Here is a 24701-nt window from a genome sequence, read left to right as displayed (position 1 = left end):
CGATTAGCTGTTGGAGGTAATACAGCGGGAAGAAGGGCCATTGCGATGCTCAGCGGCGGTGGGGTCATCCTCATCCATTAAGAAGAAATCTTTAAATTCTTCTGTGCCGATGGCTTCGTAATAATGCCCATCGGGGTTATGGAGGATACCTTCCCCACTTACTGAGCGCGTTACAGCATGGCCATCACGCATAATGGTGATTGTACCGCACAGGCTGTAAGGCAGGTCCGTCCGGCCTAAAGGTAATGGAATAATAGCGGAATCATCAGCATGGGCGAGGTCGAGATGGAAGGTCGCTGCAAGCTGTCCATTTACATAAAGGCGTGATTCTTCGGATAATTCATCCGAGGCGCGGCCATCATGGACGGTAAAACTCCCTCCCGTTGGGCCATCGGGCATGGGGGGTGTTGTGGCACTCCATGCCGAGGCGGTGAGGATGAAACCGCCTAAAGAGGATAAGAGTACGGAGCGAAGGTACGGGCGTATGGTCATGTTATCCTCCCAAAAGAGACAGGTGAGCCGCCGGAGATGATGTTATGCGTAAAATAGACCTTTTACGGCACGCCGTGGAGAGGCTTTCTCTCGCAGGGATTGAAGATGCTAGCTCTGAGGCACGTTTATTACTTTGCTGGGCGTGTGAATGTACGCCGCTGGAGCTTATGCACCTTACGGAGATTGAGGCTGCGCTTGTGGATCGTTTTTCCACCGCGCTGGAGCGGCGATGTGCGCGGGAGCCTATGGCCTTCATCACGGGGGAGCAGGGCTTTTGGACGTTGGATGTCTCCGTCTCACCAGAGACGCTCATCCCACGCGGGGATAGTGAGAGCCTAATTGAGGCGTTATTGGCGCATAAGCCAGAGCGTGAGTCTGTACGCTCGATTCTGGATATAGGGACAGGGACGGGTTGTTTGCTTCTGGCTGCTCTTAGTGAGTATCCGCAAGCGTGGGGATTGGGGGTGGATATTGCGCCCCAAGCTGCGCAATTAGCCCAGCATAATGCGCGGCGGAATCACTTAGCAGAGCGAGCCGATTTTATTGCAGGCTGCTGGGCAGAGGCAGTGAAAGGGCCTTTTGATGTGGTGCTCTCTAACCCGCCATATATTGAGCATGAGGTCATGGCACAGCTCATGCCGGAGGTCCGGCAATATGAGCCACATCGTGCTTTAGATGGCGGTGATGATGGGTTAATCGCCTATCGTGCTTTATGCAAAAGCCTGCCGCATTTATTGGCAGAAGATGGCTGTGCAATTTTAGAGTTAGGGATAGGCCAAGCCGAGGCCGTAACCCTATTAGCAGAGGCCGAGGGGTTAAAGCGAGTAGCGTGCCGGAAAGACCTTGGAGGGATAGAGCGTGCGTTGGTTCTTACCTTTTCGTAGGAAAGCGGTTGGCTTATGCGCTAAGGCCTGATAGATTGCGCTTTGTTAAAGAGAGAGGTGATGCGGGCAGCGATAGCCCTTGCCTCTTTGTTCTGGTGTTTCTTCCCAAGCGTAATAAGAAGAAGCAACAAATTGGCGACTTTAATGTACCATTTTGAAAAGATTGCGGGTTTGAGAATATGAAGCGAATGAGGAACCGTCATCATCGTGCAGGCGGGGGCGGGGGAACGTCCCGCGGCAATAATGGTCAGATTCCTCTGAACCGGAACCATGTGTTTGAGAGTCACGGGCCGGATTTGCGTATTCGTGGCACAGCTCAGCAGCTTTTTGAGAAATATCTTCAGCTAGGGCGCGATGCAACTGGGACAGGCGATCGTGTGCAGGCGGAGGCCTATTTCCAACACGCGGAGCATTATTTCCGCGTTTTGAATGCGATGAATCAAGCCGCACAAGCTGCTCAGCAAGAACGTGCCGAGCGGCAGCGCAATTATGAGCAAGCACGGCAAGAACGCCGCGATGCACGGGAGCGTAGAGAGCAGGATGAAGATGATTCTGCCCCTGTAGCGAGCAGCAGCGAACGCCGCCCGACAGAACGGCGGAGACGTGCTGAACGTCATGAGGAGGACGCTGAGCCTCAGGATGATGAAGATTGATTATCTCTCGTAAGGGGGAGATAGAGGAAGCAGATTGGCCTTAGGTCAATCTGCTTTTTTTTATAAAGAGAAGTGGTGCAAAACGCCAAGCAATATAACGCGCTTGCGCTAAAGCACGCATATCGAAGAACGCCACATCATTTTATAGGAAGAAGATGGTAGCGGCGGACGGATTTGAACCGCCGACCAAGGGATTATGATTCCCCTGCTCTACCACTGAGCTACGCCGCCATCATGTCTTCATAAGCCTGTGCTTACGATGGGTGTGCTTTTATGGCAAGCGGCTGGGTGAGTCAACACTCTAGAGGAATAGAGTTTGCGTTTTTTATTCTTTTCTATGTTCTTTCAGAGATGTGGCTGTTATTTTTCTCCCTCGTGAACGTTCAGCCATATTAGCCATAAGAGAATGGGGGCGGCCTTTTTGTCTCAGCATTTTACAGATGTCTTGTTCACCTTCAGCAATGCGTTGTCTTGGTTACCACCGGCCATCGTATCTATCCTTATGTTGCTGATTGTGGGGTTGGCGGCCTTTTATTTAGGTTATGGGGCTAGTGCGCTCATTTTGCGTATTCCGGGTACGCGTAGCGGGGCGATGATTCGCAATACGGTGAGTGCATTGCGGCGGCCTATGCAGGTGATGGTGACGGTATTTGCGCTCCTCGCCGCCTTACCCGCAGCGACAGGTTTTTCTTACGATCAAGAGCAAGACCTTCGCCTTTTCCTATTCTTTGTGTTGATTTTGGTATTTGGCTTCTCCCTCATCACTACATTTCGCTTAATGTCAGAGGCGTATCTTAACCGTCTGGAGCGGCTAGATTATGCAGATGACATCATGGCGCGTGCCCATCAGACGCAAATTAAAGTATTGCGGCGGCTGGGGGAGATCCTAATTGGCCTTATCACGGTTGCTTCAGCGTTAATGCTCTTTCCTTCGGTGAAGCAATATGGGGTGTCTCTTTTTGCCTCTGCTGGTGCAGCGTCTTTGATTGTCGGTTTATCAGCCCGTGGCTTACTGACGAATCTTATCGCTGGGGTACAAATTGCCATTACCCAGCCTATCCGTATGGAAGATTTGGTGGTGATTAATGGGGATTGGTGCTGGGTGGAGGAGATAACAGCCACCTATGTGGTGCTGCGCGTCTGGGATTGGCGGCGTCATATTGTGCCTATCTCTTATTTTCTTGAAAATCGTTTTGAGAATTGGACTCATAATTCCGCAGCGATTACGGGGGTTGTGTTTCTTTGGTTGGATTATGATGCCCCAATGGATGAAATCCGCGATGTGTTGCGGGAAATCGTACGGGGCTGCCCTTTATGGGATGGCAAGGTGTTTGATGCCCAAGTGTCCGACTGTACAGACCAAGCTATGTCAGTGCGTATCATTGCGAGTGCGCGCAATGCGATGCAGAGCTGGGATTTACGCTGCGATATTCGGGAGAAGGCTATTGCCCATATTCGGGAGCATTTCCCTCAAGCTCTGCCGCGGCGGCGTGTGGCATTTGTCTCGCCCGAGACAGGGGCGAAGCTGGACATAACAGACCCCGATACATTGCTCTCACCCCCTATACACTGCCCCCCGCCGGGCAGCTATAGGGGGCCGGAGAGTGGGGCTCACTCCGGGTGAGATGATGTCCCTTGCTCGTGAGGGCGCGATGGGGCCATGAGGGAGTTGTGAAATCCATAAAAACGATATGTTAGTACCCCGATGAGGAAATAGCCGACCAAGAGAAGGACAGGCACGGGGTTTCCTCCCAATAGGGCATGCACCATATTAAAGAGCAGCGGTAGAATCATCACAAGGCAGAAGATAATTCCGAGAAGGGGTGTAACACCAATCCAAAAACCGCGAATGCGGATTCCCCCTAAAGGCACGCGGAAAGGGCGTTTAGTTTCAGGTGCGTAATTACGTTGCCAAATGACGGTAAAGCAGACCATGGCAAAGGCAAGGGCCGTACCGAGGGAAACGAGGTCGCTGATAATGTCAATAGGGAGGGTCGCCGTCATAAGGGCAATAATCCCGCCCATAATGAAGGTTCCACGCGCAGGGGTACGATAACGGGGATGTATCTCGCTAAAGACGGAGGGGATTAATCCATCGCGCCCAGTGGTTAGCAGGATGCGCGATTGCCCATACATTAAACCTAGCAGCACAGAGGCAAGGCCAATGGTTGCCCCACCATTGACTAACAGCGCAAGCCATGGCTTGCCCATAATTTGCGTGGCCACGGCGAGGGGGTCTGCAACATCAAGCTTAGCGTAAGGGACAATCCCTAATAGAACAGCTGCTACCGCGACATAGATAACGGTGCAGATAAGCAAGCTACCGATAATCCCGATAGGAATATCTCGCGTTGGATTGCGGGCTTCGGAGGAGGCGGTGGAGACGGCCTCAAACCCGCCATAGGCAAAGAAGATAATTGAGGCGGCACGGAAAATCCCTGCCACGCCAAAATGGAAATTCGCTTGAGCAGGCGGGATAAAAGGGACCCAGTTGGCAGGGGTAATATAGCCCACGCCGATAATGAGAAAGAGAAATAACACGCCAATCTTTAACGCTACGATGAGGGAGTTAAAGCGTGCCGATTCCTCCACCCCACGGGCTAATAAGGCCGTCACCAAAATTACGGAGAGAAACCCAATAAGATCGAGCCGCCATCCCGCTGTTAGGGCAGTCCCTTCAGAGCCGGGGACAGGCTGTAGGCTGGTATGAGTTAACCATTGCGGGAGATGGATGTGGAAGATGCCTAATAGGGAGTTTAGATAGCCCGAAAGCCCAGCCGCCACTGCCGTGCAAGAGATGCCATATTCCAACAGCATGAGCCAGCTAATGTTCCATGCCGTGCGCTCTCCCATAGCGATATAAGCATAAGAGTAGGAGGAGCCTGCTACGGGAAAGGTTGAAGCAAGTTCCCCATAACAAAAGGCCGTAAATAAGCAGGATGCTGCGGCAATAAGGAAGGAGAGCAGGACGGCCGGACCTGCATATTCTGCCGCGGCAGTACCCGTCATGACATAAACACCTGCCCCAACGGTCGTCCCCACTCCCATTAGCAGTAATTGGGTGGCCGTTAGGCTGCGTTTAAGCGTCATGGAATCATTTTCCGCCGTGATTTGATCCATCGTTTTCCGCCGTGGATCACGACGTTTCTTAGCGGAGTGACGAGAGTGTTTAGGCATAAGAGTGAGAGGCTATCCAGTAATGGCGTTAGGAGTGATGATTATGAGGGTGATGGGGAGATTTCTGGTTCATAGTCGAGTTATGTCGCCCATAAAAGAGATAAGTGCATACCCCAAGAGCGGCATAGATGATGAAAAAGAGCAATGGGATGAGATTTCCGTTGAGTGTGGAGCGTATAATGTTCAACTCAAGGGGTATGAGCATACAAAGGCAGAAGAAAATCCCTAACAAAGGGGTAATGCCCAACCAAATACCACGAATATAGATAGCCCCCAGTGGCACTTGGAAGGGACGATGCGCCTTGGGGTCCTGATTACGTTGCCAGATAACGGTAAAGCAGACCATGGCAAAGGCTAGGGTCGTCCCAATGCAAAGGAGGTCTCCTAGGAGGGCGATAGGCATGGTTGCACTCATCACTCCCATGAGGAGGCCGAGCAGAATTGTGGCGAGCCATGGGGTCTTAAACTGGGGATGAATGATGCTGAAGACGCGTGGCAATAAACCATCATGACTAATGGCATGGACCATGCGGGAGATTGCATAAAGCAGCCCAATTAGGACCGAGAAAAGGCCGATGGTTGCCCCTGCATTGATGAGCAAAGCAAGCCATGGCTTATGGATGAGCATTGTGGCAACCGCTAAAGGGTCAGCTCTATCAAGAAGATGGTAAGGGGCTACCCCTAAAAGGACAGCGGCAACGGTTACATAAACGATGGTGCAAATTACAAGGCTACCAATGATGCCGATAGGGACATCACGCGTTGGGTTGCGGGCTTCTGCCGCAGCGGTGGAGACGGTCTCAAATCCGCCATAAGCAAAGAAGATGATAGACGCTGCCCGAAAAATCCCCGCAATGCCGAAATGGAAGTTCCCTTGTGAGGGGGGAATAAAGGGATGCCAGTTGGCAGGGCTTATATAAAACACACCAATCGCCACAAAGAGGGCAAGAACAGCGATTTTGATGCACACAAAAGTCGTATTAAACCGTGCGACAGCTTCAATCCCGCGTATGAGAATGAGGCTGATAAAGAGCATCACAAGCAGCCCCGGTAGGTTGATGCTATGGTGAAATGATAAAAGCCCACTGGTGGAATGAGGAATAGATTGAAAGGTCGTTTGGGTAATAATGGCGGGGAGATGGATGTTAAAGTTTTCCAACAACGAGGTAAGATACCCCGAAAAACCAGCGGCAACAGCCGTGCCAGCAACGCCATATTCCAACAAGAGGAGCCAGCCGATAACCCATGCCATCCTCTCCCCCATGGAGAGATAAGCGTAAGAATAAGCTGAGCCAGATACGGGGAAGGTAGAGGCTAACTCTCCGTAACAAAGTGCAGCAAAAAGGCAGGCCGCTGCAGCGATGAGAAAGGAGAGTAAGACAGAAGGGCCAGCATATTCCGCCGCGGCTGTCCCGGTGATGACATAAACCCCCGCCCCGATAGCCGTACCAACCCCTAAGAGGAGGAGCTGCGTTGCCCCAAGGCTGCGCTTGAGGTTGTGTTGCTTGCCTGTGGCTTGGATTTGGGAAAGAGTTTTGCGGCGGGCTTTATTCATCCATAACGCTCCGAAAACGGTATGATACCGGAATATTTCTTTCATGGCCTTTTAGAGCGCATTTGTAAATTATGAGATGTCTTTTTTCTGTTTTTAGGGGGCGATATAGAGCCATAATCCGCTGCCAATACCGGCAATGAGGCAGTAAAGACCAAAGCCCGTTAAGGTATGTTGGCTCTCCTCCTTAAAGAAGCGCAATAATAAGCGCGAGCAAATAAACGCCGTGATTCCGGCAATGAAGGCCCCTAAGAGGGATTGTTCAATGATAGGGGTGGAGAGGTGAGCATGGCGGAGCTGCCACGCTTCTTTAGCCGTAGCGGCAAGGATAATCGGTTGAGCCATGAGGAGGGAGAAACGTGTGGCTGTAAGATGGTCTAGCCCGCGCATTAAACCACCATTGATGGTTGCGCCAGAGCGTGAGAGGCCGGGGAGCAGGGCAAGACACTGCCAAAAACCTATCGAAAGAGCATCTTTTAGGGTTAGGGAATCAAGCTTAGGTGAATCGTTTTTACTAAAGTGTGTCTGGCGTAAAGCACGGCGGCGCATAGCTTCTGTCGTGATGAGCAAAAGGCCATTGAGGGTAAGAAAACCCGCTACCATAAGGGGGCTGGCAAATATATGGCGGAGATAATGCTCAAATATCCCCCCGATGAACACCGCTGGTAGCGTTGCCACTACGAGCAAACGGCATAAATGTATTGCTTGAGAGCGTTTTTGTGGGGTTTGACGCGGCGTAAAAAGCCCAGAAAGAATCATCCACCAATCGGCCCAAAAGACATGAGCGAGAGCAACCAGTGTGCCAACATGTAACATGGTTAAGAAGGGCAGAAAGAGTGGGCTATGCTCATCCAATGGCCAATGCAACAAAGCAGGAAGGAGAACAGCATGACCCAAGCTACTGACAGGGAAGGGCTCTGTAATACCTTGGAGGAGGGAGAGGATAACAGCCTGAAATAATGTCATAAAAGGACCATGATGTCGTGCTTCATTACGGAGAAGCGGGGAAAATACGCGTCAACGCTGGTAGGGTGTAAAAGGACATGATAACGTGAATGTGTAATATGTTATCAAGCCCTTCATTTCGCCATAATGGTAACAGAAGGTCGATGAGATTTCGAGGTGTCTATGCAGGCAATGATTAAAGGGCGTGGTGGGGCATTTATCGCCAGTAGCTGTGTTCTTATAGCGGCCTGCACGTTCTTGGCCTATGGGCTGGGGCTGCTAAAGGGGCCGGGGCGGCATATGGTGGGCTATCATGCTGTTTTTAGCTCCGCAAATGGTCTAGCCAATGGTGCGGATGTAGACCTTGCCGGGGTGACGGTTGGCCGGGTGAAGGCGATTACCCTGAACCCAGAGACAGCCGTTGTGGATGTGTCCTTTGTGGTGGAGGATCGTTTAAAATTACCGTCCGATACGGCCGTTGGTATCGGGGCACCCACTGTGGGTGGGGATAATGCCTTGCAGATAATGCCCGGTAAGGCGACCCAGACTTTACCTGCTGGGGCTGTAATTATGGACGCGCATCCGCTGCTCTCTTTGGAGCAGCAGATTAGCAATTATATCTTCGGTGCGGGGCAGCTTTAAAAAAGCGCGTGGCTTAGTCGTTTGTTGGATAAGAGGCGAGGAGGCGGCGTTGCTTTAACCAAGAACGCAGCGTGCCGAGGATGCCTGAGCTTTTCCACCCTTGTTTGCGTTTTTCAGCCCCAATGAGGAAGGCCTGCCGATAATGGTAGAACTGGGTGAGGTAGGCCTCGGCTAGAGTCGTTCTGCGGTCCCAAATATGGATAGCTTCTGACCCGACACCATTAATTTCGATAATCTGGAAGTCCTTCCCCTCACGCAGGGATTCAGGGGAGAGGACTTTAAGATCAATTCGTCCAAAGTGGAAATCAGGTATATCCTGCACAATGGCGCAGATTCGTTCCTCTAGCGCAGGGGTGATGTCTTGCTTACCGTTACGGAAGATGGACCCTTTGCAATGATTCCCCGCAAAGAGGAGTGAGAGCGTCTCTCCAACAGGCAGAACCTCATTTTCCCGCCCCTTAATACGAGGAAGATATAATTGAGGAATCTGCCCCATGCGTGGGTCGTTGAGGATAAGGTCTTTTAATGTTGAATGTCCATCACCAGTAAGGATGGGAGACTCCTTGTAGGTGAGGGAGGTAATATGGCCTTTTTCATCACGAGGATGCCGAATGTAAAAAACGCCAACTTCCGATGGATAGGGAACAAGCTTTTGCACCATCAACGCCACCCCGGTAGGGAACAGGGGCAGGACATTTTGGAGCATGTCTTGAGAGGTGATGAGCTTTACGCCTGTTCCGTTGCAGCCAATATCAGGCTTCAATACGAAGGGGTAGGTAATCTCTAATGAATCCAAAGCAGCGAGTACCTTTTCGAAGGCCTGAGCGTCATTTTGGATAACACGATAAGGGGCGATGACCTCTTGGGCGATAGGGCCAGCGAGATCGAAGATGGAGCTTTTACTCTCCCCACACAGCCCGCCTGTTTCAATACGAGGGTTAGCCGCGGTAGGGATGGTTAAATCCCCGTAGCGTAACCCCATAAAGAACCAATAAAGTGCAATGGGGGTATAGAAGATTTTGTCAGGCCAAAACTCAAATAGAGAGAGGGAGGAACCATTATGGTCGGACTGAAGGGTCATGATTTGTGACTTCTACGCTGAAGATGACCGATGAAGCGGCCCATCATGAAAATACAGAGTACGAATCCTACAATACCCGCCCAACGCCAGCCGGTTTTATGGGCGAGAAGCCACCCGCTAATATGTAGGGAGAGAAGAAAGAGTAAGCTCGTCCATACTAATGTTGCGGCAATGGCTGTAAGGGCAAACGCACAGAAAGGAGCACGGAAAAACCCGCAAGCCGTGTAAAGTGGCAAGCGCACACCGGGGACAAAACGCGCAATAGCGACAACTGCAATGATGTTGCGGGAGAACCATTTGCGGGCCTGTTCCTCACTCGGCAATGTGAGAAAACGTCTAAGAAATTGCCAATGGCTCCCAGCAAGGCCAAGGCCGTATAATCCAACATCCCCAACAACAACTCCTACATAAAGGCTTAATAAAGCGGCTATGCTGGAAATATTGCCATTTTTAGCAGCAGTGGCCGCTAAGACGGTTGCAACATCCTCTAGGATGAACGTACCAAGGATGATTGAGAACGCCTTCAACCAAAGAGGCTGGGACGCCATAAGAGCATTGAGACGAATCACAAAGAAACGGCCTTAACTATGAAGTGAGCGCGTTGTGGCACGAAATAGATTGTTCTTCAATTCCTACAACGCATGATGTGGGATAAGGTTTTTATAGAGGAAGGGATAGTGTGGGATGGTTAATATGCTAGGTAGACGTAAGCTTTTAGCAACTATGATGGCCAGTACGGTAGCCTCTAGCGTGCCGCTCTGGGGCGCACGGAATGCATGGGCGCGTGGGGATTCGTATCAGGCCTTTTTGCAGGGAGTTCGCCAACAGGCCCTTGCAGAAGATGTCCCCTCTGATGTGTTGAAGGCAGCGTTAGCGTTGACGGCACAGCCGAATCAGGAGGTTTTACGCTTAGACCGTCATCAACCTGAGTTTACAATGACATGGGCGCAGTATCGTCAGCGTGTCATTACCTCATCGCGCATAGAGCAAGGGCGACAGGTTTATCAGCGTGTTAAAGGCACACTCAGCCCATTAGGGGCGCGGTTTGGCAGTGATGAATCGAGCGTTATGGGCATATGGGGTTTGGAGTCCGGCTTTGGGGCTACGCAAGGGCGGTTTAATGTGATCGACGCCCTTGCCACACTCGCTTATGATGGACGCCGGGCCGCCTTTTTTCGGAGTGAATTATTAAAGGCCCTGCATATTCTTGGTCAAAGGGCGATAGATCCCGCGCGGATGATGGGGAGTTATGCAGGGGCGATGGGGCAACCGCAATTCATGCCGAGTGCTTATCTGCGTTATGGTGCCGATGGTGATGGTGATGGTAAATGCGATATTTGGACCTCTGAGGCCGATGTTTTTGCCTCTATTGCGCATTATTTAGGCCGGTCTGGTTGGCAGCGTGGGGAGCCATGGGGGGAGGAAGTAACGGTCCCCTTGGGAGTTCATGGGCAGTTCCAACAAATTGCTGCAACAAAATCGCGTCACGCTGCCGTTCATCCGGTGGGGACATGGGTGGCGTTAGGTGTCCGGCCTGTGCAGTCATCGCGTTTTTTAGCCCCGCAAGCTGAGGGGAGTTTGCTTCAACCTGATGGGCCTGGTGGACAAGCCTTCCTTGTTTATCGTAATTTCCGAGCGATACGAGCTTATAATCCGTCCGATTATTACGCATTAGCGGTTGGGATTTTAGGTGATTACATTACCCGCTAAGATGTTTTATCGGGTATGGCATGATGGTTTCTAAAAAGAGGGCTTCGCCATTGTGGCAGGGCCTATAGCGCGGGGATTGACGTGCAGACAAGACGTTCTCTTATGGGGGGAGTAGCAGGTTTTTCGGCCTGTTCCTTACTGGCATTATCACGGCTGGGGCACGCTAAAGGGGCCGCGCGGTCAGAGCAAGGGAATCCGGCTGTAAAACAAGCCGTTGCCGCGCATTCGGCGAGTGTTTCGGATTCGGCTACAGGGGATGCCACAACCCCTATGGGGCCGATGCCAACCTCTGCGCGTTGGGCTTATATTCTTGATAGTACGACCAACACCGTATTGCTCAGCCGCAATGCGGAGGAGCGCATGCCGCCATCATCCTTAACAAAAATGATGACGGCTTATGTTGTTTTTGCCTTTCTCGCCTCTGGTCGTATTCGGCTGGAGCAGATGTTCCCCGTTAGCCATAAGGCGTGGCGGATGGAAGGTTCGCGTATGTTCGTGCCGCTGGGGAGTTCTGTCAGCGTGGAGGACTTAATCCGCGGCATGCTCATCCAGTCGGGTAACGATGCCTGCGTGGTCTTAGCGGAGGGGATTGCTGGCTCTGAGGAACGATTTGTTACCTTGATGAATGAAGCCTCCCATCGTATCGGCTTGCATAATTCTCATTTTATGAATGTGACCGGCCTGCCTGCGGATGACCATTATATGTGCGCGCGGGATGTGGCTGCACTGGCCCAACATCTCATCTCTGACTTCCCGCGTTATTATCACTTCTTTGGGGAGAAGGAGTTTACCTTTAATCATATTCGCCAAGGCAACAGAAATGTTCTTGTCGATAAAGGGTTAGCCGATGGTTTAAAAACAGGCCATACGGATGCGGGTGGCTTTGGTCTCTGTGCAAGCTCGGAGCATAATGGGAATCGCATTATTGTCGTCATTAACGGGACTTCTTCTACCAATGAGCGCGCTCATGAAGGGGAACGATTGATGAGCTGGGCGTTTTCTAGCTTTGAGACAGTTAAGTTCCTAAGTCGTGGGCAGGTGGTCGAGCCTAAAGCGGCTGTTTGGATGGGAGAGCATCGCAGCGTGGCCCTTGCCGTGGCAGAGGATGTTAGTTTGACAATCCCTATCGGCTGGTCCTCGAGGGTGCAAATTAGCGTGGATTATCCATCTCCGATTGCTGCACCCGTTGTTGTAGGGCAGAAGTCCGGCCATGTATCGGCTGGGTTGCCCGGTCAGCCGCGTGTATATTCACCGCTTTATACGGTGGATTCTGTGGAGGAGTTGGGCATTGTGGGGCGGCTTATGGCACGATTTGGCCATGCGCCGGAGTAAGCATCCCGGTATCTTCATCACGCTAGAAGGTGGAGAAGGCGGGGGTAAAACTACCCAATCCCACCTTTTGAGTGAGCGTTTGCGGGCGGATGGATGGCGCGTTTATCAAACGCGCGAGCCCGGTGGTACCCCTGCGGCGGAAGCCTTGCGGAATCTTCTCCTTTTTGGCGAGGCGGAGTTTTGCTGGCAGGCCGAGATTATGGCGCATATGGCAGCTAGAGTGGACCATCTCGCCAAAGTGATTCACCCCGCCTTAGCTGAGGGGCAGATTGTGGTGTGTGATCGGTACCACGATTCCACATGGGCGTATCAAGGTTATGGGATAGGCCAGAAGAAGCCAGAGGTTTTAGCCTTCATCAATGCGTTGCGTCAGCTTGTTGGTGGGGAGCCGGACCTGACCTTATGGTTGGACCTCCCTTGTGAGGTCGCTCATAAACGTATCGCACAACGTGGGGGCAAGCTGGACCGTTACGAGGGCCAGCAAGCGGCTTTTCATGAGCGCGTGCGTGAAGGCTTTCAGGCCATGGCTGAGTGCGATTTGGAGCGCATTGTTCGGGTGGATGCAGAGCCTTCAGAGGCAGAGGTACAAGCCCGTTTATATGAGGTTGTGACCCAATATCTCGCCCAAAAGAGGGGAGCATCGTGAGCCTGCCAGAACCGCGACAGGCCGCGCGTTTATGGGGGCATGAAGCGGCTGTACAACGGTTTGAGGAGTCGTGGCAGTCTGGGCGTTTGCATCATGCGTGGTTGATTTCTGGCCCAGCGGGGGTGGGGAAGGCGACTTTGGCCTTTCATCTTGCGCGTAAATTATTGGGGGGGAGTGACCTAAATAGCCCTGCCGGGCGGCGCATCTCCGCTGGTACACATGGGGATTTGTTGGAGATTGCTCGTAAGATTGACCCGCGCAAAGGGCGGTTGAAGGGCGAGATTACGGTTGCAGAGGTCCAGCCGGTACAGACGTTTCTTCATCATACCGCTACAGAGGGCGGGTGGCGCGTTGTGATTGTAGATGGGGTGGAGAGCTTAAATCGCTTTGCGGCGAATGCGCTGTTAAAGATTCTAGAAGAACCTCCTCCTAAGGCTGTGTTATTTTTGACAACATCAGTCCCCGGCGCGTTATTGCCTACGCTGCGGAGCCGTTGTCGGCCTTTAACGCTTTCTGGCTTGGATGAGCAGGCCATGCGGGCCTTGATTCCCGATATATCTGCCGATTTGTTACGCCGCGCTCATGGCTCCCCGGGGCGTGCGCTCTTTTTGGCACAAGATCGTGATGGCTTATGCGCGGGCTTGGTTGAGCAAGTGATGGCAGGCACGGCTATGGATTCTGAGATGTGGGAGCGGGTTAAGCAGATTGCGCGCGAAGGGGAGGGCTTTGCCCTTTTTTGTGATTTGTTTAGTGAGGCTTTAGCCACGCAAGCGCGGGATGCGGCGATGGAAGGCAACAGCCTACAAGCCGCAGAGCGGGCGGAGCGTGTTCGTCAGCTAGCGCAACTGCGCCAGCAGACAGAACGCTTTAACCTTGATAAAGCAGAAGCACTCCGAGAAGCCCTTGCTCTAGCCCCCTAAAGGCTGGCAATAACAGGTGGCAGTATAAAGACTTGAAGCGAGATAGGACGGCTTATGACGCGGCGTTTTACCATCACAACCCCCATTTTTTATGTGAATGGCGCGCCACATATTGGCCATGCCTACACCTCTATTGCGTGTGATGTCATTGCACGTTTCCATCGGTTAGATGGCCAAGAGGTGTTGTTTGTCAGCGGGACGGATGAGCATGGTCAAAAAGTGGAGCAAAGCGCAAAAGCGCAGTCTGTTCCGCCGCAAGAGTTTGCTGATCGTATCTCCCAAAGCTTCCGTCAGATGCAGCGTGATATGGCGGTGCAGACTGATGAGTTCATCCGCACGACAGAGCCGCGCCATAAAAAGGCCGCCCAAGCATTATGGGAAAAAGTGGCGGAAAATGGCCATATCTATTTGGATGCTTATGAGGGGTGGTACTCCACACGCGATGAGATGTTCGTGGGCGAGGATGAGATTACCAAACATCCCGATGGCAGCCGGACAGCTCCCTCTGGGGCTCCGCTAGAATGGGTGCGGGAGCCCTCTTACTTCTTCCGCCTGTCTGACTTCCAAGACAAATTATTGGCGTTATATGAGGAGAATCCCGACTTTATCGGCCCTCATGGGCCAAAGCGAGAAGTGATTAGCTTTGTAAAGCAGGGTCTGCGGGACCTCTCCATCAGCCGGACGAGCTTTAAATGGGGCATTGAGGTACCCGGCGATGCGGACCATGTCATGTATGTGTGGTTCGATGCTTTGGCGAATTACCTCACCGCCGTGGGCTATCCTGATATGAAGGACCCGCGGCATGTGCATTGGCCAGCGGATGTGCATGTGGTGGGTAAGGAGATTATCCGCTTCCATTGCATTTATTGGCCTGCCTTCCTCATGGCCGCAGGTTTGCCCTTGCCTAAGCGTGTTTTTGCTCATGGATGGTGGACCGTTGAAGGCGAGAAAATGAGCAAATCGCTTGGTAATGTGTTGGACCCCAAAGCCCTTGCTGATGAGTTCGGGCTAGACCAGCTGCGCTTCTTTTTAATGCGGGAAGTCCCCTTTGGAGGGGATTCTAACTTTAGCCGCCGGTCGCTCATTACGCGGATGAATGTCGAATTAGCCAATGACCTCGGCAATCTTGCTCAAAGAACACTCAGCCAGATTGCGCGTAATCTTGATGGTGTGTTGCCAGAGCGTGGCGCATTGCAGGAAGATGATGAGCATATTTTAGCACAAGCCAGCCTTCTGCCCTCTATGACGCGTGATTACATCGGGCGTTTGGCCATTAGTGATGCGTTGGAGGAGATTTGGAAACTCATCCGTGAGGCGAATGCGTATATTGATAGGCAAGCCCCTTGGGTGTTGAAGAAGGAAAACCCCGCCCGTATGGCTGATGTATTGCGCGTGTTGGTCGATGTTATCCGCACAGTGGCGACTTTGCTCCAACCTTATATGCCTGATACGATGGCGAAGATGCTCGACCAGCTAGGGGTTGAGGAGGCTGAGCGTTGTTTTAAAGCGTTGGAAACACCCCTCCCCGGCGGGCGGGTGTTGCCAAAACCGCAAGGGCTATTCCCGCGCTTTGTGGAGGATGAAAAGGGCGCATGAAGGGGCTGATTGATACTCATTGCCATTTGGACCGGCTAGAGGACGTGCCAGCCGCTTTGGAGTTTGCGCGGCATCATGGGTTAGCGGGGATGATTACGATTGGCACGCGCTGGTCAGAGCGGGCGCGCCAACTGGCTTTAACCGCGCATGATAGCCCGGAGCTGCGTGTGTGGTGTGCGTTGGGGACACATCCCGACCATGCCCATGAGGAGGCCCTCCCTAGTCTTGATGAGATGCTCACAGCCCTTGAGGCCCCGCAAGTTGTGGCGATTGGGGAATCTGGGTTGGATTATTTCCACGGGACAGAGGCGGTGAAGCCTGCGCAACAAGCCTCTTTTCGCCGTCATATCGAGGCCGCGCGGGTAACGGGTTTGCCGTTGGTGATTCATACGCGTCAAGCTGATGACGATACGATTGCTATCTTGCGGGATGAGCATGAGAAAGGGGCGTTCCCTTTCTTAATCCATTGTTTTGCCTCTGGGGCGAAGCTTGCTGAGGCGGCTTTGGCGTTGGGGGGGTATCTTAGCTTCTCTGGTCTTTTGACCTTTAAAAAATGCGAGGAAATCCGCGAGGTCGCGCGTCATGCCCCTGAAGATCGGCTTTTGGTGGAGACTGATAGCCCCTTCTTGGCCCCTGTGCCTAAGCGTGGCAAGCCCAATACGCCGGGTTATGTTGTGCATACGGCGCAGCGTTTAGCTGAGGAGCGTGGGATGACGATGGAGCAGCTTGCGGCAGTGACGCGGGCTAATACGCAGCGTCTTTTTACAAAGAGTGCTGCATGAAGGTGACAATCCTCGGTTGTGGTGGCTCGGCCGGTGTCCCGATGATTGGGGGTGCTGAAGGAGCTGCTACGGGGATATGGGGCGTGTGTGACCCTGCTAATCAGCGGAATTATCGGCTGCGCTCTTCTATTGTGATAGAGTATGAGGGGTTTCGTCTGTTAGTCGATAGCGGGCCAGACCTCCGCCAGCAAATGCTTCATAATGGGCTGACACATATTGATGCAGTCTTTTACACCCATGCACATAGTGATCATATCGCAGGGCTAGATGAATTACGGGCGGTGAATCGTGTGATTGGCCGTCCCATCCAACTGTTAGCGAGCCAGGTGGTATTGAGTGAATTGCGGCAGCGTTTCTCTTACGCTTTTCGCCCGTGGGAGGGCGGTAATTTCTATTGCCCGGCTTTTGACGTACAAGAGGTCCCAGATTATGGCCCCTTTAGTCTTGGCCCTTTAACAGGCCATATCTTCCCGCAGAAGCATGGTTGGACGAGGAGCCTCGGCCTTAGGGTAGGGGATTTTGCTTATTGCACTGATGTTGAGAGCTTCCCCCCTGAATCCCTCACGGTTTTGCAGAATCTATCCATGTGGGTGGTAGGGTGCTTTCAACGGAAGGCTCATCCCTCTCATGGGTGGGTAGGGCGCGTGTTGGAGTGGCGTGAACAACTCCGCCCCCGTCATACAGTCCTGACCCATATGGGGCCGGATATGGATTATGAGTCCCTCTGCCGCTTATTGCCAGAGGATGTAAGGCCCGCATGGGATGGCATGGTGCTGTCCCCTTAAATGTTGCAGCACCATGCATTAGATGATGTTTACTGTCTTAGCCTTATTCTGGCGGATAAGGCTGCGGGTACGTTACTTTGTTAGCGGGGCCGGGTGGTTGCGGGTCATCATATTGACCGCAAGCATTTAGCCCAAACAGCATGCTTCCCCCCACAAGGGCAAGAAGGCTTAGTTTGATGAGTGTCGTACGGATGGAGCGCATCTTACTCTCCTTCTTTATGATGATTAAGGCGTTCTAGCCATGCAGTGGCTTGAGCATGTACATTCTGCGGAGCGGTCCCGCCCTTGCTCGTGCGTGACGCGAGGGAGGATTCAACCGTCAAAACCTCATAGAGAGAGGCATTAATCCCGGGCTCTACAGCCTGCATCTCTTCTAAGGAGAGGTCGGCAAGGTCACAGCCTTTTTGCTCGGCCAAACTCACAAGCCGCCCTGTAACATGATGCGCCGTGCGGAAGGGGAGGCGCAGTGCGCGTACAAGCCAATCGGCAAGGTCTGTCGCGGTGGAGAAACCTGCCCCCGCTAGCTCCCTCATGCGTGCCTTATTGGCTTTGAGGTCCCGAATCATGCCTTCCATCGCGGCGAGGGAGAGGGTGATGGCCGTTGTTGCGTCAAAAACAGGCTCTTTATCCTCTTGCGTATCTTTCGCATAAGCGAGGGGCAGGCCCTTCATGACGGTTAGTAAGCCGATGAGGTCTCCCGTAATGCGGCCGACTTTGGCGCGGACAAGCTCCGCCGCATCAGGGTTACGCTTTTGCGGCATGATGGAGGAGCCCGTTGTGAAGGCATCTGAGAGATGCACAAAATTAAACGCGGCAGACGCCCATTGTACAATCTCCTCAGAGAGACGAGAGAGATGCATCGCCTCTAGGGAGAGGGCGGAGAGATATTCCAACGCGAAATCACGGTCAGATACAGCATCAAGAGAGTTAGCTGTAGGGCGGTCAAACCCTAGGGATTGGGCCGTCATCTCGCGGTCGATGGGGAAAGAGGTCCCCGCAAGCGCGGCAGAGCCAAGGGGGCACTCATTCATCCGGCGGCGCGCATCACGCAGGCGAGAGGCATCGCGGGAGAGCATCTCCACATAGGCGAGTAAATGATGCCCAAAGGTCACAGGCTGAGCAACTTGAAGATGCGTAAAGCCCGGCATGGGGGTATCGTGATACTCCAAAGCGCGGCGGGCGAGGGTCCGCATGAGGGCTTCGGTTTGCTCTATGATGCCATCAATGGAATCCCGCACCCAAAGGCGGAAATCCGTTGCGATTTGGTCATTGCGAGAGCGGGCGGTGTGCAGACGTTTACCAGCCTCACCAATGCGCTCAGAGAGGCGGGATTCGATATTCATATGAATATCTTCCAAAGCGGGGGAGAAGGGGAATGTCCCTTCCTCAATCTCCTTACCAATGGCTGCTAAGCCGCTCTGAATCTCGGCTTCTTCTTGGGCTGTAAGTAGGCCAACCTTGCGCAGCATAGCTGCATGAGCGAGCGAGCCGCGAATATCTTGTCGCCAGAGGGTTTTATCAAACCCAATAGAGGCGTTGATTTCCTCCATAATCGCGGCGGGGCCACTGGCAAAACGTCCACCCCATTGGGGGTTGGCAGCTTCGGGAGCGGCTGGTTTATTTGCAGGGGAGGCGTTGCTGGTATTAGGGTGCGTCATGAGGACCGATATGATGAGATACTTAAAGAAGATTCGCGTAGGTGCCGTTTGTTTGGCTCTCCTTACTGTAGCGGCTGTGGGGGTAAGGCACAATTACGCGCAGGCTGATGGATTGCAGAATCTGCAAGAATTGGAGCCAGAGCCCGCTCTCTCTGCCCCGGTGATGCTTCCTGTCACTGGCGTAGCAGGGCAGAAGGCGACCCTCCCATTGCATGAAAATAAGCCTTATATGCTGCATTTATGGGCGACATGGTGCCTGCCTTGCCGGGAGGAATTGCCTAAGCTTGCAGCTTTGTTAAAGGCGCATCCCGATCTTCCCATTGTGCCTGTAGCGTTAGATAGTGGGTCAGCAGAGCAAGTAGCAGCGGCTTTGCCCCGCCTGCATGCTGTGGGTTTACCCGTATGGGTCGCAGAGCGTGAGCATGTGCAACCTTTCATCAAAACGGTGAAAGATCCGGGCTTGCCGATGACGCTGCTCATTGATGCAAGCGGTCAGGTGCGGGCTATCTCCGATGGTGGGGTGACATGGGATGAAGCTCAGGCTGCGTCTATAATTCGTAATTTATTGCAGGAGACTGAATGACGCGCGCGCCAACCATGCCGTTATTAAGCGCGGCAGACCCTTTGCCCTATCATAGTCTCCCCGCAAGGGAGGAAAGTCCCTTTGTGATGATTAGCGACCATGCCGGGCGGGCTGTGCCTTCATCTCTGGGGGATATGGGGGTACCTCCTCAGGCATGGGAGCGGCATATCGCTTATGATATTGGCATTAAGGAGGTTGGGCGGCATCTGCAAAACGCCTTGGGATGTTTGTTGATTGAGCAGGTCTATTCTCGCCTGGTGATTGATTGTAACCGAACCGCAGGGCATCCAACGTCTATCCCGCCGGTGAGTGATGGCACGGCGATTGCGGGGAATCAGAATCTTTCCCAGCAAGAGCGGTATGCGCGGGAGGAGGAGATACTCCATGCTTATCATGATGAGATAGAGCGTCATCTTGCTCAGCGGGATAAAGGGGAGTTTTTGTTTGTTTCTCTCCATAGCTTTACCCCCGCTATGGAGGGTGGAGAGCCGCGCCCGTGGGAGATTGGCCTTTTGCATGATCATGACCCACATTCAGCGCGCCTTATGCGTGCCCTTTTGGAGGCAGAAGGCGGGTTATGTGTGGGGGATAATCAGCCTTATGTGTTAAATAGCCATAATGAATATAGCGTGCCTTATCATGCAGGGCGGCGTCAGCTCCCTGCTTTGGAGATTGAAATTAGGCAAGATTTAATCTCCGATGACGCTGGGCAACGCGCATGGGCGGAGCGTTTGGCACGTCTCTTGCCGCTTTTATGGGCGCAACGCAAAGAGAGAGCATGATGATTAATGGTAAAACGGTTTTAGCGGGCGTTATTGGGTGGCCTGTTGCCCATTCACGCTCGCCTATGTTGCATAATCATTGGTGTAAGGTGCATCAGATCAATGGGGCTTATGTCCCTCTGCCTGTTGCGCCGGGGCAGTTAGAGGTCGCGTTGCGTGGCTTGGCAGCAGCGGGATTTCGCGGCGTGAATGTTACAATCCCCCATAAGGAGGAGGCTTTTCGCTTATGTGATGAGCTAACAATGACCGCAAAGAGGGCCGGTGCGGCTAATACGCTACGTTTTGAGGATGGGCGCATCCTTGGTGATTGTACGGATGGCACGGGCTTTTGCGATAATTTGCGGGCTCATGCCGTATCTCCCAGCGGGTCTGTGTTGATTCTTGGTGCAGGTGGGGCAGCACGGGCGATTGCCGCAGCACTGCAGGATTGCGGGTGCGATGTTTTCATCACCAATCGGACGACCGCACGGGCTGAAGCCTTAGTCTCGGCCCTTGGGGCAGGGGTTGTGTTGCCATGGGCGGATTGGCCTGCCCGTTTAGGGGATATGCAGATACTCATCAATGCGACATCACTTGGTATGGGTGGCCATGATGAGACAGATTGGCCCAGCATCCTCCAACAGGCTCAATTAGGGTTGAGTGTTGCTGATATTGTTTATACCCCCCTCCAAACTCCTTTATTGCGCGCTGCTCAACAGCGTGGGTTACGCACTGTAGAGGGCTTAGGGATGTTGCTGTATCAAGCGCGGGCTGGGTTTCATGCGTGGTTTGGTTTATGGCCAGAGGTTGATAAGCAGAGCTTTGACCTTTTGATGGCAGACCTTACTTAGTTATGTATGTTCTGGGCCTTACAGGGGGAATGGCAGCGGGGAAAAGTACGATCGCGGCTTTATTTCGCCGTGCTAAGGTCCCAGTTTTTGACGCTGATGCTTGCGTGCGTCGCCTACAAGTTCCTCATGGGCGGGCTATTGGGCCTTTGCAGCGGGCGTTCCCTGCGGTGGTGCATAATGGGCAGTTAGACCGTGCGGCTTTGCGGCGGCTCATCGGGCAAGACGCAACTGTGTTGCCTCGGTTGGAGCAGATAATCCATCCCCTTGTTAGGCAAGAAAGACGCGCATTTTTGGCGCGGTGTCGGGCGCGGGGCGTGCCGTTTTGCGTATTGGATATTCCTTTATTGTGGGAAACAGGAGCAGAGCGTGATTGCACAGCCGTGATGGTGGTGGAGGCTCCGCTCGCTGTGCGGATAGCGCGTTTGCGGCAGCGTCATCAACATCGCGGGCAGATGAGTGTTGAGGAGGCCAAAGCCTTTCTGACACGCCAAATGACAGACCAAGAGAGACGACAGCGGGCCGATATCGTGATAAAAACGGGACTGTCTTGTGCGTTTAGTGCGCGGCAGATTCATCGCTTTTTGCAGCAATTACGGCAGGAGAGGGATGAGGCTTCTGCACAGGAAGGGAAGATATGACGCGTTCTATCCTCTTTGATACAGAGACCACAGGGCTAGACCCTGATACTGGCGATAGGGTCATTGAGATTGCTGCTTTGGAATTGGTGAATGATTTGCGGACGGAAAATTACTTCCACGTCCTCATTAATCCAGAGCGAGACATCCCGGCTGAGGCCACAAAAGTGCATGGTTTTACGTTGGCCGATTTGGAGGGCAAACCCCTTTTTGCTGATATTGCTGATGAGTTTTTAGCCTTCATCGGTGATGGGAAGATGATAGCCCATAATGCACCGTTTGACTTCAAGTTCATCAATGCGGAGCTAAAACGGGCCGGGCGTCCACCATTGGATTATGAAAGCCGCGCGGTTGATACAGTCATTATGGCGCGGAAGAAGTTCCCCGGTATGCCTGCGAATTTGGATGCGCTCTGCCGTCGTTTTAATATCGACCTCTCCGAGCGTGGCACGCATAATGCGTTGCTTGATTGCCGCTTGCTTGCCGATGTGTATGTAGAGCTTATCGGTGGACGACAACGCGGTTTGGGGCTGGGTAATGAGCAAACACAAAGAACTTCATCAGAGGGGCGGGTAAAGCGTAAGGCGGTAACAGGGCGTACCCCGCGCCCTATGGCCCCGCCAGATGAAGCCACATTAGCTCGTCATGCCCAGTTTTTAGAGACGGTCGATAACCCCCTTTGGATGCGAGAGTGAAGCGCGTCCTGTTCATCACGGCGCATCGGTTGGGGGATGCTGTTATCTCTTTAGCGGCCCTTTCGGCCATGATGACACGCTATCCGCAGGCATATTTTACCATCGTATGCGGCCCGGCTGTGTGTGACCTCTTTCGTTATATGCCGCGTTGCGAACGGCTGATTGTAATGGAGAAACGCCCTTATAATCAGCATTGGCTTGCTCTATGGCGCGATGTTGTGCGTTATCGGTGGGAGGCGGTGGTGGATTTACGGGCCTCTCTTGTCAGTTATGGGGTATGGAGCAGGGCGCGTTATAAGGTTCGTGGAGGGCGGCAAAAGGGCTTAAAGCTGGCTCAACATGCGCGCGCTTTAGGCGTACAATATGCACATTACCCCACCTTATGGTTAGGAGCGCAGGAGCAGGCCTATGCTGCTACGCTTTTGCCTGATGAGGGTGTATGGCTCGCTTTAGCCATTACGGCGGGGACAGAGCATAAAATCTGGCCCGTTGAATCCTTTGCGACATTCGCGCGGCAGATGCAGGCAAGGGGGTTTCGCCCCCTTTTGGTTTATGGGCCGGGGGAGCGAGAAGCACGCCTTGCCGCCCCGGTACGGGCCTTATTGCCTAATGCGTTGGATATTGGGGGCGGGCAGTATAGCCTTGCTCAAGTAGCGGCTCTTATTGCGCGTTGCTCTCTCTTTGTAGGGGGTGATTCGGGGCTGATGCATCTTGCGGCGGCTTTAAATGTGCCAACATTAGGGTTGTTTGGGCCAAGCTATGCGTCCCAATATGCGCCGTCAGGCCGCTGGGCAGAGGTTCTTTTGGCCCCCGGCCCGGAGGGAGAGGGTGATATGGCCGCCTTAAAGGTGGAAAATGTGCAGCATGCCGCCTTGGCTCTTTATGAACGGGCCAGAGCACAGTAGGATTATACCGTTATTTAGATAGAGCGATGGCCAAGCCTCTAAGGAGATATCATGCGATTTGACCTCATCATTCGGAACGGGCGGTGCATTTTCCCGTGGGGGGAGGCCCAAGCGGATATTGGGGTCCGTGATCAGAAGATTGCCTCACTGAGTGTTTCCTCGCAGGATGAAGCTGCACAGGTGATCGATGCAACAGGGCTTTATGTTCTTCCCGGTCTGATTGATTCTCACGTTCATTTGCGTGACCCCGGCAAGCCTGAGGCAGAGACGTTGGAGACAGGCACACGCGCTGCTGCCTTAGGGGGGATCACCTCCGTCTTTGATATGCCCAACACAAACCCCACTGTGACCGATAAAAAGATGCTGGATTGGAAGCGTCAGCATATTATCGACACAGCCCATATAGATGTCGCAATGTATATCGGGGCTACGCGGGAGAATACCCCTTTACTTGCTGAGTTTGAGCAAGAGGAGGGCGTATGTGGAGTGAAGGTGTTTGCTGGTTCCTCTACTGGTGATTTGATGATTGAGGATGATGAGGGGATAGAGGCTGTTCTACGCTCGGGTCATCGCCGTGTCTCATTCCATTCAGAGGATGAATATCGCCTGCGGGAACGGCGGAAGCTGTTTGAGCCGGGTCAGCCTTACCATCTCCATGCAGAGTGGCGAGATGCTGAATGTGCCATCCGTGGGACGAGGCGTATCTTGGCATTATCGCATAAGACGGGGCGGCCTATCCATATTCTTCATGTCTCGACAGAGGAGGAGTTTACCCTTCTGGCTGAGAACCGGCGTTACGCCACCGTGGAGGTTCTGGTTAATCACCTAACCAATGAAGGGCCGGGATGCTATGAGCGTCTTGGAGGTAAGGCGGTGATGAATCCTCCGTTGAGGAATGAACGCCGCCATTTTGAGGCTGGATGGGCCGCCTTGCGTGATGGCCGGGTGGATGTTGTTTCTTCTGACCATGCCCCGCACCCTAGGGATGCGAAAGAGCTCCCTTGGTTGGAGTGCCCCTCCGGCCTAACGGGTGTGCAGACGATTGTTCCTTTGATGTTGGACCATGTAAATGCGGGGCGGTTGAGCCTGACACGCCTTGTTGATGTGATGGCTGCTGGCCCTGCACGGGTTTATGGCTTGCCCAATAAGGGGCGGCTCGCCGTGGGGTTCGATGCCGACATCACCCTTGTGGATATGAAGAAGCAACGCACCATTAGTAATGACTGGATAGCCTCCCCCGCCGGGTGGACGCCTTATGACGGTAAAAACGTGACAGGCTGGCCCGTTGGGACGATTGTGCGCGGTCATGTGGTGATGGAGGATGATGCGATTATCACGCATAATGTAGGCCAGCCTATCCGCTTTCAGCCATAACGAGTTAAGAAGGCGATGTTTTTTTATCGTGATAGTATGTTG

General features: G+C 53.1%; 26 protein-coding genes and 1 tRNA gene. 18 read left to right on the top strand and 9 right to left on the bottom strand.

Annotated features, from left to right (window positions below; translation table 11 throughout):
- Nucleotides 1-3: 3 nt before the first annotated feature.
- Nucleotides 4-492, bottom strand: coding sequence for a hypothetical protein (locus tag GM557_RS05405; RefSeq protein WP_155573271.1), 489 nt, complete (start codon nt 490-492; stop codon nt 4-6).
- Nucleotides 493-536: 44 nt separating this feature from the next.
- Between GM557_RS05405 and prmC the strand changes: the two genes are divergently transcribed.
- Both prmC and GM557_RS05395 read left to right on the top strand, forming a co-directional pair.
- Nucleotides 537-1376 (top strand): peptide chain release factor N(5)-glutamine methyltransferase, encoded by an 840-nt coding sequence (prmC, locus tag GM557_RS05400; RefSeq protein ID WP_155573270.1) that lies wholly within the window; start codon nt 537-539, stop codon nt 1374-1376.
- A 179-nt stretch (nt 1377-1555) separates the two neighbouring features.
- Nucleotides 1556-2029 (top strand): DUF4167 domain-containing protein, encoded by a 474-nt coding sequence (locus tag GM557_RS05395; RefSeq protein ID WP_099027112.1) that lies wholly within the window; start codon nt 1556-1558, stop codon nt 2027-2029.
- Between the two features lie 156 nt (nt 2030-2185).
- Here GM557_RS05395 and GM557_RS05390 read toward each other — a convergent pair.
- Nucleotides 2186-2260: transfer RNA gene (locus GM557_RS05390), tRNA-Met, on the bottom strand.
- Between the two features lie 190 nt (nt 2261-2450).
- Here GM557_RS05390 and GM557_RS05385 point away from each other — a divergent pair.
- The gene (locus GM557_RS05385; RefSeq protein WP_155573269.1) at nt 2451-3653 is read left to right on the top strand and encodes a mechanosensitive ion channel family protein; all 1203 of its coding nucleotides are present in this window, start codon (nt 2451-2453) and stop codon (nt 3651-3653) included.
- On the opposite strand, the gene GM557_RS05380 is transcribed toward GM557_RS05385, so the two are convergent.
- From GM557_RS05380 to GM557_RS05370, 3 genes are read right to left on the bottom strand one after another with little or no spacing between them, the layout of a single operon-like run.
- The gene (locus GM557_RS05380) at nt 3641-5206 is read right to left on the bottom strand and encodes an amino acid permease (RefSeq protein WP_155573268.1); all 1566 of its coding nucleotides are present in this window, start codon (nt 5204-5206) and stop codon (nt 3641-3643) included. The two genes, GM557_RS05385 and GM557_RS05380, sit on opposite strands and share 13 nt — an antisense overlap.
- A 28-nt stretch (nt 5207-5234) precedes the next feature.
- Entirely contained in the window at nt 5235-6806 is a 1572-nt protein-coding gene (locus tag GM557_RS05375; RefSeq protein ID WP_230880603.1) for an APC family permease, read from the bottom strand.
- 48 nt (nt 6807-6854) lie between these two features.
- The gene (locus GM557_RS05370) at nt 6855-7724 is read right to left on the bottom strand and encodes an undecaprenyl-diphosphate phosphatase (protein WP_155573267.1); all 870 of its coding nucleotides are present in this window, start codon (nt 7722-7724) and stop codon (nt 6855-6857) included.
- 162 nt (nt 7725-7886) lie between these two features.
- On the opposite strand from GM557_RS05370, the gene GM557_RS05365 reads away from it, so the two are divergent.
- Complete coding sequence (locus GM557_RS05365; RefSeq protein WP_155573266.1) at nt 7887-8345, top strand: MlaD family protein; 459 nt, start codon at nt 7887-7889, stop codon at nt 8343-8345.
- A gap of 13 nt (nt 8346-8358) precedes the next feature.
- On the opposite strand, the gene GM557_RS05360 is transcribed toward GM557_RS05365, so the two are convergent.
- Both GM557_RS05360 and GM557_RS05355 read right to left on the bottom strand, forming a co-directional pair.
- Nucleotides 8359-9426 (bottom strand): ATP-grasp domain-containing protein, encoded by a 1068-nt coding sequence (locus GM557_RS05360; protein WP_155573265.1) that lies wholly within the window; start codon nt 9424-9426, stop codon nt 8359-8361.
- Nucleotides 9423-9995 (bottom strand): VTT domain-containing protein, encoded by a 573-nt coding sequence (locus GM557_RS05355; protein ID WP_266137436.1) that lies wholly within the window; start codon nt 9993-9995, stop codon nt 9423-9425. The genes GM557_RS05360 and GM557_RS05355 overlap by 4 nt, the downstream gene beginning before the upstream one ends.
- A 124-nt stretch (nt 9996-10119) precedes the next feature.
- Between GM557_RS05355 and GM557_RS05350 the strand changes: the two genes are divergently transcribed.
- The 7 genes from GM557_RS05350 (at nt 10120) to GM557_RS05320 (ending at nt 17197) form a co-directional block, all read left to right on the top strand.
- Nucleotides 10120-11136, top strand: coding sequence for a lytic transglycosylase domain-containing protein (locus tag GM557_RS05350; protein ID WP_155573264.1), 1017 nt, complete (start codon nt 10120-10122; stop codon nt 11134-11136).
- Nucleotides 11137-11238: 102 nt separating this feature from the next.
- On the top strand, nt 11239-12468 hold the full coding sequence (locus GM557_RS05345) for a D-alanyl-D-alanine carboxypeptidase family protein (RefSeq protein ID WP_155573535.1): 1230 nt from the start codon (nt 11239-11241) through the stop codon (nt 12466-12468).
- Nucleotides 12455-13114 carry a dTMP kinase gene (gene tmk, locus GM557_RS05340; RefSeq protein WP_155573263.1) on the top strand — a complete coding sequence of 220 codons (660 nt, stop codon included), beginning with the start codon at nt 12455-12457 and terminating at the stop codon, nt 13112-13114. Before GM557_RS05345 ends, tmk begins: the two co-directional genes overlap by 14 nt.
- Before the next feature lie 2 nt (nt 13115-13116).
- Nucleotides 13117-14034 (top strand): DNA polymerase III subunit delta', encoded by a 918-nt coding sequence (locus GM557_RS05335; protein ID WP_155573534.1) that lies wholly within the window; start codon nt 13117-13119, stop codon nt 14032-14034.
- A 54-nt stretch (nt 14035-14088) separates the two neighbouring features.
- Nucleotides 14089-15630: a methionine--tRNA ligase gene (gene metG / locus GM557_RS05330; RefSeq protein ID WP_155573262.1), complete on the top strand. Its 1542-nt coding sequence runs from the start codon at nt 14089-14091 to the stop codon at nt 15628-15630.
- The gene (locus GM557_RS05325; protein WP_155573261.1) at nt 15627-16412 is read left to right on the top strand and encodes a TatD family hydrolase; all 786 of its coding nucleotides are present in this window, start codon (nt 15627-15629) and stop codon (nt 16410-16412) included. The genes metG and GM557_RS05325 overlap by 4 nt, the downstream gene beginning before the upstream one ends.
- Nucleotides 16409-17197, top strand: a complete 789-nt coding sequence (locus GM557_RS05320) for an MBL fold metallo-hydrolase (protein WP_155573260.1) — start codon at nt 16409-16411, stop codon at nt 17195-17197. Before GM557_RS05325 ends, GM557_RS05320 begins: the two co-directional genes overlap by 4 nt.
- A 43-nt stretch (nt 17198-17240) precedes the next feature.
- On the opposite strand, the gene GM557_RS08850 is transcribed toward GM557_RS05320, so the two are convergent.
- Both GM557_RS08850 and argH read right to left on the bottom strand, forming a co-directional pair.
- Nucleotides 17241-17399 carry a hypothetical protein gene (locus GM557_RS08850; protein ID WP_196424597.1) on the bottom strand — a complete coding sequence of 53 codons (159 nt, stop codon included), beginning with the start codon at nt 17397-17399 and terminating at the stop codon, nt 17241-17243.
- A gap of 1 nt (nt 17400) precedes the next feature.
- On the bottom strand, nt 17401-18855 hold the full coding sequence (gene argH / locus GM557_RS05315) for an argininosuccinate lyase (RefSeq protein ID WP_155573259.1): 1455 nt from the start codon (nt 18853-18855) through the stop codon (nt 17401-17403).
- A gap of 10 nt (nt 18856-18865) precedes the next feature.
- On the opposite strand from argH, the gene GM557_RS05310 reads away from it, so the two are divergent.
- From GM557_RS05310 to GM557_RS05280, 7 genes are read left to right on the top strand one after another with little or no spacing between them, the layout of a single operon-like run.
- Nucleotides 18866-19438: a TlpA disulfide reductase family protein gene (locus GM557_RS05310; protein WP_196424596.1), complete on the top strand. Its 573-nt coding sequence runs from the start codon at nt 18866-18868 to the stop codon at nt 19436-19438.
- Between the two features lie 14 nt (nt 19439-19452).
- Complete coding sequence (locus tag GM557_RS05305; RefSeq protein WP_155573533.1) at nt 19453-20220, top strand: N-formylglutamate amidohydrolase; 768 nt, start codon at nt 19453-19455, stop codon at nt 20218-20220.
- Nucleotides 20220-21050: a shikimate dehydrogenase gene (locus GM557_RS05300; protein ID WP_155573532.1), complete on the top strand. Its 831-nt coding sequence runs from the start codon at nt 20220-20222 to the stop codon at nt 21048-21050. The genes GM557_RS05305 and GM557_RS05300 overlap by 1 nt, the downstream gene beginning before the upstream one ends.
- Before the next feature lie 2 nt (nt 21051-21052).
- Complete coding sequence (gene coaE, locus GM557_RS05295; RefSeq protein ID WP_155573257.1) at nt 21053-21688, top strand: dephospho-CoA kinase; 636 nt, start codon at nt 21053-21055, stop codon at nt 21686-21688.
- Nucleotides 21685-22380: a DNA polymerase III subunit epsilon gene (gene dnaQ, locus GM557_RS05290; protein WP_099027095.1), complete on the top strand. Its 696-nt coding sequence runs from the start codon at nt 21685-21687 to the stop codon at nt 22378-22380. The genes coaE and dnaQ overlap by 4 nt, the downstream gene beginning before the upstream one ends.
- Nucleotides 22377-23285 (top strand): glycosyltransferase family 9 protein, encoded by a 909-nt coding sequence (locus GM557_RS05285; protein ID WP_370513432.1) that lies wholly within the window; start codon nt 22377-22379, stop codon nt 23283-23285. Before dnaQ ends, GM557_RS05285 begins: the two co-directional genes overlap by 4 nt.
- A 51-nt stretch (nt 23286-23336) precedes the next feature.
- Nucleotides 23337-24659, top strand: a complete 1323-nt coding sequence (locus GM557_RS05280) for a dihydroorotase (protein ID WP_155573256.1) — start codon at nt 23337-23339, stop codon at nt 24657-24659.
- Nucleotides 24660-24701 lie beyond the last annotated feature (42 nt).

Source organism: Bombella sp. ESL0385, from assembly GCF_009725755.1.
GTDB lineage: Bacteria > Pseudomonadota > Alphaproteobacteria > Acetobacterales > Acetobacteraceae > Bombella > Bombella pollinis.
Note: the sequence above shows the minus strand (reverse complement) of the source record. Positions and strands in the feature narration are given on the sequence as shown.